Annotated in this window: 8 protein-coding genes; 5 read left to right on the top strand and 3 right to left on the bottom strand. The window is 54.8% G+C overall.

Annotation, left to right across the window (positions count from 1 at the left end):
- The first annotated feature begins 148 nt into the window (after positions 1-148).
- Positions 149-1,495, top strand: a complete 1,347-nt coding sequence (locus tag FYJ73_RS06830) for a glycoside hydrolase family 43 protein (RefSeq protein WP_419471135.1) — start codon at positions 149-151, stop codon at positions 1,493-1,495.
- On the top strand, positions 1,492-3,795 hold the full coding sequence (locus tag FYJ73_RS06825) for a glycoside hydrolase family 31 protein (RefSeq protein WP_154533969.1): 2,304 nt from the start codon (positions 1,492-1,494) through the stop codon (positions 3,793-3,795). The genes FYJ73_RS06830 and FYJ73_RS06825 overlap by 4 nt, the downstream gene beginning before the upstream one ends.
- Before the next feature lie 635 nt (positions 3,796-4,430).
- Here the strand turns inward: FYJ73_RS06825 and tsaA are convergent.
- The 3 genes from tsaA to pflB all read right to left on the bottom strand — a co-directional run bounded on the left by tsaA (position 4,431) and on the right by pflB (position 9,146).
- Complete coding sequence (tsaA, locus tag FYJ73_RS06820; RefSeq protein WP_154533968.1) at positions 4,431-5,174, bottom strand: tRNA (N6-threonylcarbamoyladenosine(37)-N6)-methyltransferase TrmO; 744 nt, start codon at positions 5,172-5,174, stop codon at positions 4,431-4,433.
- 959 nt (positions 5,175-6,133) lie between these two features.
- Positions 6,134-6,913 (bottom strand): pyruvate formate-lyase-activating protein, encoded by a 780-nt coding sequence (gene pflA, locus FYJ73_RS06815; RefSeq protein ID WP_154533967.1) that lies wholly within the window; start codon positions 6,911-6,913, stop codon positions 6,134-6,136.
- A complete protein-coding gene (gene pflB / locus FYJ73_RS06810; RefSeq protein WP_154533966.1) occupies positions 6,900-9,146 on the bottom strand; it encodes a formate C-acetyltransferase in 2,247 nt (748 codons plus the stop codon). The genes pflA and pflB overlap by 14 nt, the downstream gene beginning before the upstream one ends.
- A 216-nt stretch (positions 9,147-9,362) precedes the next feature.
- Here pflB and FYJ73_RS06805 point away from each other — a divergent pair, with 216 nt between their 5' ends.
- The 3 genes from FYJ73_RS06805 (at position 9,363) to FYJ73_RS06795 (ending at position 13,759) form a co-directional block, all read left to right on the top strand.
- A complete protein-coding gene (locus FYJ73_RS06805) occupies positions 9,363-10,397 on the top strand; it encodes a threonine aldolase family protein (RefSeq protein ID WP_154533965.1) in 1,035 nt (344 codons plus the stop codon).
- On the top strand, positions 10,390-13,368 hold the full coding sequence (locus FYJ73_RS06800) for a DEAD/DEAH box helicase (RefSeq protein ID WP_154533964.1): 2,979 nt from the start codon (positions 10,390-10,392) through the stop codon (positions 13,366-13,368). Before FYJ73_RS06805 ends, FYJ73_RS06800 begins: the two co-directional genes overlap by 8 nt.
- A 73-nt stretch (positions 13,369-13,441) precedes the next feature.
- Positions 13,442-13,759, top strand: a complete 318-nt coding sequence (locus FYJ73_RS06795; RefSeq protein ID WP_154533963.1) for an MGMT family protein — start codon at positions 13,442-13,444, stop codon at positions 13,757-13,759.
- Positions 13,760-13,768 lie beyond the last annotated feature (9 nt).

Genomic DNA, 13,768 nt, shown 5'->3' with positions numbered 1-13,768 from the left:
AGGCTATACTTTTGTTGGTTATACAAAAGTATGATGCGCTTGAGACATTCTCCCTATTACAGATACATCAAGACAAGTATTTGATATTTCTCATTCCCTCATTCAGAAAGAAAAACACTATCTTTGCATCAGATACAATCTTATCACGATGCAAACTAAATCTACATTATTACTCTTCCTTGCCAGTGCCATCAGTACAATGGCATGGGCACAGCATGACTTGAACATGCCGATCATCCAAACCAAGTACACCGCCGACCCGGCCCCCTATGTCCACGGCGACACCGTCTATCTCTATACCACCCACGATGAAGACGACGCCGAGGGCTTCAAGATGCGCGACTGGCTGCTCTACACGTCCACCGACATGGTCAACTGGCAGGATCACGGCGCAGTGGCCTCGCTGCGCGACTTCAAGTGGTACAAGGGCGACAATGGTGCATGGGCCGAATGCGTGGTGGAGCGCAACGGCAAATGGTATATGTATTGTCCCATCCATGGCCACGGCATTGGCGTGCTGGTAGCCGACTCGCCCGACGGTCCCTTTGTCGATCCGCTGGGCAAGCCGCTCGTCTGGCAGAAAGAGCACTGGTACGACATCGACCCGACTGTGTTTATTGATGACGACGGACAAGCCTATATGTATTGGGGCAACCCGCATCTCTATTGCATCAAACTCAACCAGGACATGATCTCCACCAGTGGCGACATCATGCAGATGCCCCATATCCAGGACTATCAGGAAGGCCCGTGGTTTTATAAGCGCAAGGGCCACTACTACATGGCCTTTGCCTCTACCTGCTGTCCCGAGGGAATCGGCTACGCCATGAGCGACTCACCCACAGGTCCATGGACCTACAAAGGCCATATCATGAACCATACGCCACGCACACGCGGCAACCACCCCGGCATCATCGACTTCAAGGGACGCTCCTATTGCTTTGGACTCAACTACGACATTCTTCGGTTGGAAACAAGCCGACATGCCGAGCGACGCTCTGTCTCCGCGGCTGAGATGACCTACCGCCCCGACGGCACCATCGTGGAACTGCCCTATTTCCAGGACTGCACGCTCCGGCAGGTGGGCACCTTCAATCCTTTCCGGCGCGTGGAGGCTGAGACGATGGCATGGGGCTACGGACTGAAAACCACGCGCGAGAACCCTTCGGGACCATGGAACGACACGCCGTTTGTCACCGACATCGACGACGGTGAGTATATCCTCGTCAAGGGCGTGGACTTCCGGAAAGGAGCGCATGAGTTCACGGCCTCCTGTTCCGCCCAGCTCTATGGCGGTCGTATCGAGGTGAGACTCGACTCTGTGAATGGTGCTCTGGCAGGTACCGTAAATGTTCCTAACACCAAGTTTCAGTATCAGAAGTTCACGTGCTCTCTGACCGGAGCCAAGGGTGTTCACGACCTCTACCTGGTCTTCCGCGGTGGTGATCGCCAGAAACGCAATTTGTTTAACTTTGACTGGTGGCAGATGCGATGAACAGATCAGCGATTCTTACTCTTTTCCTGATCCTTCTCTCATCGTCAGCACTCCGTGCCGCTGACGTGAAGGTCACGTTTGTCACACCGTCGATCGTCAGAGTGCAATGGTCGCCCGACGGTCAGCTGCCGGGCAACGCTACCGGCGTGTGTATCTATTCTCCCCATCAGGTAGCGATTCGCCAGACCAGAGAAAACGGATGCCGCGTGCTGCGCTCGTCGGTGCTGAAGGTCAGCGTCGACCTCAAGACGACAGCCATCACCTTCACAGACCGAAAAACCGGACGTGTGCTGCTGGAAGAGACACAGCGCAGGGCTGAGCCCGTCATACAGACACGTACCGTCTATGACGACCGCACGGCACACGCCGAGCAGACTGCCAACGGACAGGTGACCGTGAAAAAGGCCATCCGCACCGACACCATCGGACACTCCACACGCTTTTTCTCTTCGTTCGCCTGCCCGGGAACAAAGGCACTCTATGGGCTGGGCTCACACATGGAGGACTATATGAACCTGCTCGGCAAGACGCTGTGGCTCACTCAGCACAACCTGAAGATCACCATCCCCGTGCTTCTCTCGCCACAGGGCTACGGCCTACTCTTCGACGTAGGCTGCGCGATGAAATACACATCCAGCGGCCACACGTTCTCCATGCAGATGGAGGCAGCCCGCCAACTCGACTATTACTTCATTGCCGGCAAGCGACTCGACGAGGTGGTGGGCGGCTACCGATACCTCACAGGGCGTGTAGAGATGCTGCCCCGCTACGCCTTTGGCTATATCCAGTCGAAAGAGCGCTACACGTCTTCGGCTGAGCTCATCGCCACGGTGCGCGAATACCGCCGGCGTCACGTGCCGCTCGACATGATCGTGCAGGACTGGAACTACTGGCCACAGGGCTGGGGATACATGAAGATGGACCCTCGTTTCTATCCCAGTCCCAAGGCTCTCGCCGATACCATCCACAGTCTTCACGCCAAGCTGATGGTAAGCATCTGGCCCAACCCGCAGTACTGTCCCGAAGCCGACGACTTCCGGAAAAGGGGCTATATGCTCGAGCACTCGGTCTACAACGCCTTTGACGCGAATGCCCGCAAACTCTATTGGCAGTATGCCGACCGCGAGTTTTTCCGCAATGGCTTCGATGCCTGGTGGTGCGACAGCAGTGAACCGCTCGACGGCGACTGGAATCAGATACCGCAGCCCGTGGACGGACATCCCTATGGATGGGATGATCAGCAACGGCGATGGCAGCTCAACACGCAGATCCTCAGCGAGACCCTCGGTGCTGAGCGCAGCCAGCTCTACTCTCTCAACCACGCCCGTGGCCTCTACGACAACCAGCGGGCTACCACCGACCGCAAGCGCGTACTCAACCTCACGCGTAGCAGTTGGGCAGGACAGCAACGTTATGCTACCGTGGTGTGGAATGGTGACACCCATGCCTCATGGGCTTCTTTCCGCCAGCAAATACCATCCGGACTGAACTATATGGCCACCGGCAATCCTTACTGGACGGTCGACGTGGGCTCGTTCTTCACACGCGACGACGGCCACCGATGGTTCTACAAAGGTGAGTTTCCGGACGGAGTAAACGACAAGGCCTATCGCGAATACTACGTGCGCATGTTTCAGTGGGCCACCTTCCTGCCGATGCTCCGCTCCCATGGCAGCGACACGCCACGCGAGATCTGGCGCTTTGGTGAGCCCGGTACGCCTTACTACGATGCCATTCTGCGGATGATCAGGCTGCGCTACCGCCTGCTGCCCTATATCTACAGCATGGCAGCGGCACAGACACGGGGCAACTACACCATGGCACGCCCCCTGGCCTTTGACTTCCCCAACGACACCACGGTGCTCGACATGAAAGATGAGTATCTCTTCGGCTCCCTTCTCGTCTGTCCCGTGACGCATCCGATGTCTGAAACGACGACGCGAAGCGTCTATCTGCCCCGTGGTTGCCAATGGTATGACTATTGGACGCATCGCCGCTACGAAGGCGGCCAGTGGCTCACCGTGGTGGTGACCATCGACCGTCTGCCGCTCTTCGTCAAGGCCGGAACGGTCATCCCCGTCTCCGACGTCGTCGAGTACTCCGACGCGCAAGAGGGCAAACCTGTCACCGCTCTGGTCTTCCCCGGTGCCGATGCCTCGTTTACCCTCTATCACGACGACGGCATCTCCTACGACTACAAGAAGGGAAAGTACCAGCTCACCCGGCTCCTATGGAACGACAAACAAAGGAAACTGACCGTAAAAGGAAAGACGAAGGTGGCATGGCATGTCGTCGAGTGACGCGTCCCGCTTCACGAACTCAAATATTGGCAAAGACAATCGTGATGCGAGACGCGTAGACTCCCCTGCTCTCAACGAAATCTGTCTATGGTTAATTGTTGGATAAAGTGACAATTTTCCGCCCTCGTGGCGACGATTTTCTGAACGAGAGTGCATTTTTGTCTCAATTTCACGGTATTTCCGAGCTTTTTCGCAAACCGATGATAATCAATATGTTATGATTAAAATGGTATGATTTACGAATAAAATCATTTGAAGCCGAATGCAAAAGTGCCCATTTCTCACAAAATTCTCTAGAGAATTTTTGATCATCTCAGTTGTTTGACCTCATCAAAAAGGCTTTCTGACAAGGTAAAACTACTGAGATGATGTCATAAAATCACTGTTTTCTCACCCTCAAAGTCCTTTTCTGACCCATAGCCCCTTATTTCATCGATTTTTCATTCTCCAGATTGCAAGTTCTCGCGGAGGTGTTTTTGTCTGAATAATTCTTCGCTTATCGATTCCTTACATTCTAACTTATCATTAACAAAATACATTTTTCTCACACAGAGTCTCAGATCCTCCAAGCAGGCTACGCCTTTTGGAGTACTTTGAGGAAAGCTCTCTAATCCCTGTTGACCCCTTGCAGCATTTCACTCCCCCTCTCCCTTTGGAGAGGGGGCGAGGGGGGTGAGGCTGCTGGCGAGGCCTTTGGTGAGGCTTCTTACCACCAGTCTCCCACCCACAGCTTGGAACTTGATGTCGAGTCCGGCAAAAGGCATTCCATACTCCTTGTCTTCTCCCCGCTGTATCTGTGGCCGTGGATCCTCCTCAAGCACGGCACGCAGGGCCGTAATATCTTCTTCCGTGAATCCTGCCGCCCGTAGCTGGGCGAGGACATTCGCCGGTATGTCCACCTCCACCTTCTGCCACTTCCGCCGGTCAACGAAGCCGCTGCGTGCCTCGGGATGACTGTCGGCATAGGTCACGTAAGGTTTGATGTCGTAGACGGGCGTGCCGTCCATCAGGTCTGCGCCGAGCACATGGAGCACCGGTCCGCGTGGGGTGTCCCACTCGACACGGTCGAGGCGTACCGACGACAGCCCGAGGCCATTAGGTCGGAAAGGACTGCGGCTGGCAAAGACACCCACCCGCTCATTGCCGCCAAGGCGCGGCGGCCGCACGGTGAGACTGGTAGGCGCATGGCGGTTGGCTGAGAAGCCCCACACCAACCACAGATAGTCAAAGTCCTCGATGCCGCGCAGCGCGTCGGGGTTGCGGTAGGCCTTCTCCAAGACGATCTCTCCACGCAGCTCCGGCACGATGCCGCTCTGCTTGGGAATGCCAAACTTACTGCCGAAAGGCGAATGAAACGTTGCGATCTTCTCTATTTCCATACTGCTTCGCGGGATGTTGATGATGAGATTGCAAAGGTACGAAAAAAAACTCGCATGGGAAAAAAAGAGGAATATAGTCAGTCCCAGACAATATCATTCTATCAGCATCTGCTTTCATCATTGGGACACCCAAGTTCCAAGATTGGTGACTATATCGGCCCACTCATATGTTTTGCGGGGTTCATCCCCGCCCTAACCCTCTTGTCTGTAATATTCTCACAAGAGAACACAGAGATCTCTACCCGTGACGCACTGGATATTTTCCGTGGAATCATAGTGAGAGGAAATATAAATCTTTATACTGCCATTATCGCTTTGGCATTTTCAAACGGAAAAGAGAAAAGAAAATCATGGTCATGCTTATGCTCCCCAAGGAGCAATGGGTCTAAAGCTATGGGATAGTCTTGCGAGCAAGCTCGCCGCCTACCCCATAGCTTTAGCCCCACACCTTTGGTGTCAAGCCTGCCCATGACGAAAATCGCTAACGCGTAAAATTGCCCCTTGGGCATAAAATCCTGCGGCCGAAAGATAGTCCATAGCGTCTTGAAAGTCTGCTATGCTGCTTGTGTTCTGTTGGGCGGCATCATATTTTATGCGCTTATGCGCAATTTTATGCCAAGGCAATTTTCGTCATAGGCTGGCTTTTACCCCGTCAGGGGTGGTGTGGAAGTGATGGGGCAGACTGCGAGCTTGCTCGCAAAGGCTGCCCCATCACTTCCACACCATGGCTCCATCGGGAGCTTAAGCCTGCCTATTTTTCCTTGAGTTATGGACCTCTCTAACCAATTATGAACATATCGGCCCACGGGAAATATCCAGTGCGCCGATAATCCCCGCCCTAACACCCATGCCAGTAATAGATAAAAAAATGCAGTGGGTTGCCAGTTCGGTAACCCACTGCATGGTTTATATATTCTGAATTTAATTCGGCAGTCGCCCACCTTTTTATACTCAGTCGCTTACTTGCCGCAGAGTATCTCTTCGGCGCGCGCCACTTGTTCCTTGCTGGGTGTGGGCACGTCTTTGAGCGTATAAGGTATGCCGAGTTCCTCCCACTTATAGACGCCAAGGGTATGATAAGGCAGCACCTCGACGCGCTCCACATTGTTGAGCGTGTCGATGAAAGCCCTGAGACGGTGCAGCTGATCCTCGTCGTCGGTGATACCCGGCACGAGCACGTGGCGGATCCATACCGGCACGCCAAGGTCGGAGAGACAACGGGCACAGTCGAGAATGTTCTCATTGCCGTGACCGGTGAGCTGACGGTGCGCCTCGCTGTCGATATGCTTCAAGTCCAGCAGCACGGTGTCTGTGCTCTGCATCAGCCGCAGGAACTTGCCGTAGAAAGGTTCGCGGCGCGTAAACGGTTGGGCTGCCGTGTCGAGACACGTGTTGATGCCGCGTCGGTGCGCCTCCTCGAAGAGTGCGATAAGCCCGTCGATCTGCAACAGAGCCTCGCCGCCGCTGACCGTGATTCCCCCCTTGTCGCCCCAATAGGCACGATAGCGTTCAGCCTGGTCGAGCAGTTCCGTCACCGTCGTGGCTTTCTCCTCTGCTCCTGCCATGCGCCATGTGTCGGGATTGTGGCAATAGCGGCAGCGCATGTGACAGCCTTTGAGAAAGATGATGAAGCGGATGCCGGGGCCGTCGACAGAGCCAAACGACTCGGTGGAGTGAACGTATAAAGAAGCCCCACCTCCCTGAGGAGAGGTGAGGCCGAGTGTCTTAGAGTCTTTCATGAGCCTGGCGGGCGATGACGTCGAGCTGCTGCTCACGGGTAAGGTCGATGAACTTCACGGCATAGCCACTCACACGGATGGTGAAGTTGGCATACTCCGGCTTCTCCGGATGCTCCATGGCGTCCTTGAGTTTGTCCACACCGAAGACGTTGACATTGAGGTGGTGTGCACCCTTGTCGAAATAGCCGTCCATGACGCTGACGAGTGTCTCGGCACGCTGGTCGTCGTCGTGACCGAGTGCGCTCGGACTGATGGTCTGCGTGTTGGAGATGCCGTCGAGTGCATACTTATAAGGCAACTTAGCCAGCGAGTTGAGCGAAGCCAACAGGCCGTTCTTCTCAGCGCCATAAGATGGGTTGGCACCCGGAGAGAGCGGGGCACCGGCCTTACGGCCGTCAGGCATGTTGCTCGTGTACTTACCATAGACCACATTGGAAGTGATGGTCAGGATAGACGTTGTCGGCTCGGAGTTGCGATAGGTGTGATGTTTCTTCACCATGCCGATGAAAGTCTTGAGCAACCACACGGCGATGCTGTCGGCACGGTCGTCGTCGTTGCCGTAGCGGGGGAAGTCGCCCTCGGTCTTGAACTCCAAGGGGAAGCCCGTCTCGTCGCGGATGATGTTGACCTTGGCATATTTGATAGCCGAGATGGAGTCAACGACATGAGAGAAACCTGCAATACCCGTGGCGAAGGTGCGGCGCACATCGGTGTCGATGAGAGCCATCTCCTCAGCCTCGTAGAAGTATTTGTCGTGCATGTAGTGGATGAGGTTCAGCGTCTTGACATAGACAGCGGCCAACCACTCCATCATATCCATGAAGCGGGGCATGAACTCATCGTAGGTCACCACGTCGCCCTCAATAGGACGATAGGCAGGTCCCACCTGCTCACGTGTCTTGCTGTCCACGCCACCACTGATGGCGTAGGTGAGGCACTTGGCGAGGTTGGCACGTGCACCGAAGAACTGCATCTCCTTACCCGTCTGAGTAGCGCTCACGCAGCAGCAGATGCTGTAGTCGTCGCCCCAGACAGGACGCATGACGTCGTCGTTCTCGTACTGAATAGAGCTGGTCTTCACCGAGATGTAGGCAGCGTAGCGCTTGAAGGCCTTGGGCAGACGGCTGCTGTAGAGCACGGTGAGGTTAGGCTCGGGCGACGGACCCATGTTCTCCAGTGTGTGGAGGAAGCGGAAGTCGTTCTTTGTCACCATGTGGCGGCCGTCCTGTCCGATGCCTGCCACCTCGAGCGTAGCCCATACAGGGTCGCCGGAGAAAAGCTCATTGTAAGAAGGGATACGGGCAAACTTCACCATGCGGAACTTCATCACCAAGTGGTCGATGAGCTCCTGAGCATCGTCCTCAGTCAGCGTACCCTCGTTGAGGTCGCGTGTGATGTAGATGTCGAGGAAGGTAGAGACGCGGCCCACCGACATGGCGGCACCGTTCTGTGTCTTCACGGCTCCCAAGTAACCGAAGTAGAGCCACTGTACAGCCTCGCGGGCATTGGTAGCAGGTTTGGAGATGTCGAAGCCATACTGGGCAGCCATCTCCTTGAGGCCCTTGAGCGCCTTGATCTGCATGGCGATCTCCTCACGCAGACGGATGACCTCGTCGATCATCTCGCGCTCGCCCATGTTGGCGAGGTCTTTCTGCTTCTCCTCAATGAGGCGGTCAATACCGTAGAGGGCTACACGACGGTAGTCACCCACGATGCGGCCACGGCCGTAGGTGTCGGGAAGACCGGTGAGGATATGGTTGTGTCGCACGTGCTTCATCTCCGGCGTGTAAGCGTCGAAGACACCGTCGTTGTGCGTCTTGACATATTTATGGAAGATTTCGTGGATCTCTTCAGAAGGCTGATAGCCATAGGTGGTGCAGGCCTGCTCTGCCATCTTGATGCCGCCGTAGGGCATGAAAGCGCGCTTGAGAGGCTTGTCGGTCTGAAGGCCTACGACACGTTCGAGGTCTTTGGTCTTCTCGTTGATGTAGCCGGGACCATAGGCAGTGAGTCCAGAGACTACTTCTGTCTCCATATCGAGGACGCCACCTTTGGCACGTTCCTCCTTTTGCAACTTTTGCAGTTCGCCCCAAAGGGTGTTGGTAGCGTCAGTAGGACCGACGAGGAAGCTCTCGTCACCGTCGTACTGGGTGTAGTTATGCTGAATAAAATCTCTGATGTTGATCTCTTCCGTCCAAAGAGTACCGCGGAAGTTGCGCCATGCGTTGCTCATAAGCGTGGTTGTATTTTTGAGGATAAATAAATAATGTGGAGTGGTGTTTGCGCACACGCCCCGTTGATTAGGCTTGCAAAGGTAGTCAATTTCCACGAGATACACAAATAAAAAGTATCATAAGAAATGATGAGTCGTGCTTTTCTTGCTCAATCAATTTAAAAGTCTTATCTTTGTAAGTTCATAACAAAAATGCAATAATAATCAGTAAGCAATATGGTTTCTTTTGAAAGCGATTATAACAATGGCGTGCAACCCGAAATCCTGCACCGCCTCTTCGACACCAATGACGAGCAGACCAGTGGCTACGGCAACGACCCCTACTGCGACCAGGCCAAAGAAAAGATCCGTCACGCCTGTCAGATGGGCAACGCGGACATCTACTTCCTCATCGGTGGTACACAGACCAACGCCACGATGATCGACGCGCTGCTCGCTCCGGGCGAGGGTGTCATTGCCACCGACATGGCACACATCAACGTGCACGAGGCCGGCGCCGTGGAGGCTTTCGGGCATAAGGTTCTCGCCCTGCCCTCGGCCGACACGAAACTCACGGCGCAGCAGGTGGCTGACTATATGGAACTTTTCCTTGCCGATCCCAGCCATGAGCATGAAGTGCAGCCGGGGATGATCTACATCACGCTGCCCACCGAGATGGGACTCATCTACTCTCAGGAGGAGCTTGGCGCACTCTATGATATGGCCCGCCGCTACCACCTTGCTCTGTATGTCGATGGTGCCCGTCTGGGCTACGGCCTGGCAGCCGAGGGCACCGACATGACGCTGCCCTTCCTGGCTCACCACTGCGACGCTTTCTACATTGGAGGCACAAAGGTGGGCGCTATGTTCGGCGAAGCCGTGGTCTTCTCGCAGCAGCGGCCGCCACGCGGTTTCTTCACTACTATCAAGCGCCACGGAGCCCTGCTCGCCAAGGGACGTATGCTCGGATTGCAGTTCGACACGCTCTTCACCGACGACCTCTATGGCCGCATCTCACGCCACGCCATCGACATGGCCATGCGTATGAAGGCGCTCTTCCGCAAATACGGCATCAAGCTGGCCATCGACTCGCCTACCAACCAGCAGTTTGTCATCCTCACGCCCGAACAACAACAGCGACTCAGCAAAAGCATTGTCTTTGAGGTGTGGGAACAGAAGGACGACCGTCAGCTCGTCTGTCGCTTTGTGACCAGTTGGGCAACAAGCGACGAAGATCTCACTGTCTTGGAGAAAGCTCTTGCCAATGGATAGCCTTGCCCTGCTCATCAGCCCGCTCGGCTTTTGGAATCTATACACCCTGCGGTTGCGGCATGTTCACGAGGAGGGTGAAGAGTATGCAGGCGGTGACTTCATCGACAAGGCGACAGACATAGACGACAAGGAACTCCGACGCCTCGTAGAACTGTGTCTTTGGACGCAATCCGACAACCTCTTTGCCAGGGCAGGACGCAACTTTAGCAACAAGAAAGCATTCTTCGAGAAAGCCGACAAGACCACACAGCGATATGTCATCTCGCAAGTGGATCAGCACATCACCGAGGCAGTAGCCACTGCCTCGCGCCTTGGCGTGCATATATTCTTTGCCCCTAAACCCGGAGAATGGCTTAAGCAACAGGATGAACTGCACTTCAACGCAGATCCGCTGAAGCTGCACGCGGCCTTCACCAAGACTGATGACGGCATCGACTATCGCCTCACACTCGGTCAGGACATCATTCCCTTGGCTCACCGCACGCAGGTGCTCTGCAACAATCCTTCGCTCTTCGTCATCGACCACAGCCTACGACAACTCGACGAGGGGCTTGGCGGCAAACTGCTCACGCCCTTTCTGAAGAAAGAGATCTACCATATTCCAGCTTCCATCCAGGCAAAGTATTTCCGGCAGTTCATCCTGAAGATCGTCAAGAAGATCGACATCTCTTCCGATGGTTTCGACGTCGACAACCTTCATCCTCAGGGTAAGGCGGTGCTGACGCTGCAAGCATCGATCAATGGTCTTTATACGCTCGACACGCAGTTTGTCTACGACACGGCTACGTTCTCCGTTTCTGACCGCCGGGAGAAGAGTGTGACTCTCCACGACGACGGCAAGAGCGTGACCTTTGTCTGCATCTGGCGCAACCGCGAATGGGAGTCCACAATCACCGAACTACTCGACAACGAGCTCCACCGTCCTCAGACTGCACCGCTGCAAGAGATGACAGCATGGCTGACAGCCAACGAAACAGTACTTGCGCAGCATGGTATCGAAACAAAACAGCGCACCAGTCACCACTATGTCATCGGCGAGGTGAAGAAACTCCATAACGACCGCTGGACGGGCGACTGGTTTCAGATGCACGTCACCCTCGTCTTCCCCGACGGCACACAGATGGCACTCACCGACTTCCGTGATGCAATCATCAATGGCGACCGTGAGGTGAGACTACCCTCGGGCAACTGGTTTGTCATTCCCGACGAGTGGTATGCCCAGTACAGTGCTGCCATGCTCTTCGGGCTGATGAAGAGCCGGGGCACACTCACCTTTCACCGGTCCCAGCAGACGGTGTTGCCCACTGAAGACCTCCTGCCGACTACACTGAAAGCTCCCGCAACCGGCGACACAGAGGAAAAGGCCTTGCCACCAAAAGGACTGAAGGCCACGCTGCGCCCTTATCAGCTTTTAGGCTACCAATGGATGCTCAGCCATCAACATGGCGGTACGGGCTGTCTGCTCGGTGACGACATGGGTCTGGGTAAGACAGTACAGACAATTGCCGTCATCCTTCACTATTTCGAAAGTACGGATTCAGCTTCTACTGATGACCGTAGTAGGGAAGACGCAACAGCCAACGCCCTATCGACACAAGCCGAGAATCCCGATCATCAGGGTGACGATAATATAATAAGGAGTGATAGTGTAACCAGGAGTAACAATATAATAAGGAGTAACCCAACCAACACTCCCGTTCAGATGAGTTTGTTCTCTGATGAGGAGATGAGCGGGCACGCCGCCCAAGCCATACCGTCGGCAGCCTCTTCCCAACCCGATCTGCGTCAGCAGTCCGGTCATCGCCCCGTGCTTGTTGCCGCTCCTTCCTCCGTCGTCTTCAACTGGCACGACGAGTTTCGGCGCTTTGCTCCCTCACTGCGTGTGGTGGAGTATACGGGCAATGCCCGCGAGCGGGCTGTCAAACAGTCCCAACTCGCCAATGCCGACGTAGTGCTCACCTCCTACCCTATGCTCCGCAACGACATTGGTGTGCTCAGCCGTCTGTCCTTCGCCATTGCCGTTTATGACGAGGCACATGCCTTCCGCAACAACACGTCACTACTCTACCAGGCTGTGCTGAAGATCCATGCCGACTTCCCCATTGCACTCACAGGTACGCCGATGGTCAACGCGCTCGATGAACTGTGGACGCTGATGAGCGTACTCAACCCTGCTCTCCTTGGCGACTACGAGACCTTTCAAAACAATTTCATCCATTCCATCAACGTCAACTTGCAGGATGAGCATACAGCGATTCTACGCAAACTCGTCGCCCCCTATTTCCTTCGCCGACTGCGTGGCGACGTACTCGACAGTCTGCCTGAGCGACAAGACGAGCAGGTATGGTGCGATATGACCGAGGCGCAAGCGGCTCTCTACGAAGAAGAACAGAGCAAGATGCGCAACCTGCTGATGGATGCGGAGCAAGCCAACAACCGGATCGTGGTGTTGGCCGCCATCACCCGCTTGCGCCGACTGGCCTGCAGTCCCAAACTGGAACATAAAGAAGGCGACTCTGGAAAGGTGTTGGAAGTCTTCGATCGACTGGAGGAATTGCGAGGCACCGACCACAAGGTATTACTCTTCAGCGAGTTCACCTCTTTCCTCGACGTGATTGCAGAAGAGATGAAGCAGCGCGGCTGGAGCTATGACATACTCACAGGACAGAGCCGTGACCGCGAAGGCATTGTGAAGCATTTCCAGCAGACGCCCTCCTGTCAGTTCTTTCTCGTCTCGCTCAAGGCGGGTGGTGAAGGTCTCAACCTCACAGAGGCCGACTATGTCTTTCTCCTTGACCCATGGTGGAACCATGCTGCTGAGGAACAGGCCATTGCCCGTGCTCACCGCTCGGGACAACGACGCTCGGTCATGGTCTACCGCTTCATCACCCGTGGCTCACTGGAAGAACAAATACAAAAGGTGCAGGACAAGAAAGACGACCTCGTCAAGGCGATAATGTATAATGTATAATGTATAATGTATAATGTATAATGTATAGTGTATAAATAAAAAATAAAAAATAAAAAATAATAAATAGTGCATAATGAAGGACGCAAAAGCAGACAAGAGAAGGGAGTTTGTGGAGGCTGTCTACGATATTGTCAGGCAGATACCCACCGGGCGTGTGCTCACTTACGGCCAAGTAGCTACCCTGGCCGGCTGTCCCCATCATGCCCGTCAGGTGGGCTTTTGGCTCAGTCGCGTACCTGAGGACATGCATCTTCCCTGCCACCGTGTTATCAACAGTGCTGGGCGCCTCTCTCCCGTCTTCCCGGAACAGCGGGAGCGACTCGTCCAGGATGGCGTTCTCTTCAAGTCCAACGGTTGCGTAGACATGAACCGCTGTCAATGGAAACTTTGAGGCTGTCTG

The organism is Hallella mizrahii (assembly GCF_009695775.1).
In the GTDB taxonomy this organism is placed as follows: domain Bacteria; phylum Bacteroidota; class Bacteroidia; order Bacteroidales; family Bacteroidaceae; genus Prevotella; species Prevotella mizrahii.
This window is presented reverse-complemented; position numbering and strand designations above follow the sequence as displayed.

Bases quoted from the DNA above. Each gene is read 5' to 3' on its own strand.
- FYJ73_RS06805 (WP_154533965.1), top strand. From the start codon at position 9,363: ATGGTTTCTTTTGAAAGCGATTATAACAATGGCGTGCAACCCGAAATC.
- pflA (WP_154533967.1), bottom strand. From the start codon at position 6,913: ATGAAAGACTCTAAGACACTCGGCCTCACCTCTCCTCAGGGAGGTGGG.
- FYJ73_RS06825 (WP_154533969.1), top strand. From the start codon at position 1,492: ATGAACAGATCAGCGATTCTTACTCTTTTCCTGATCCTTCTCTCATCG.
- tsaA (WP_154533968.1), bottom strand. From the start codon at position 5,174: ATGGAAATAGAGAAGATCGCAACGTTTCATTCGCCTTTCGGCAGTAAG.
- FYJ73_RS06830 (WP_419471135.1), top strand. From the start codon at position 149: ATGCAAACTAAATCTACATTATTACTCTTCCTTGCCAGTGCCATCAGT.
- pflB (WP_154533966.1), bottom strand. From the start codon at position 9,146: ATGAGCAACGCATGGCGCAACTTCCGCGGTACTCTTTGGACGGAAGAG.
- FYJ73_RS06795 (WP_154533963.1), top strand. From the start codon at position 13,442: ATGAAGGACGCAAAAGCAGACAAGAGAAGGGAGTTTGTGGAGGCTGTC.
- FYJ73_RS06800 (WP_154533964.1), top strand. From the start codon at position 10,390: ATGGATAGCCTTGCCCTGCTCATCAGCCCGCTCGGCTTTTGGAATCTA.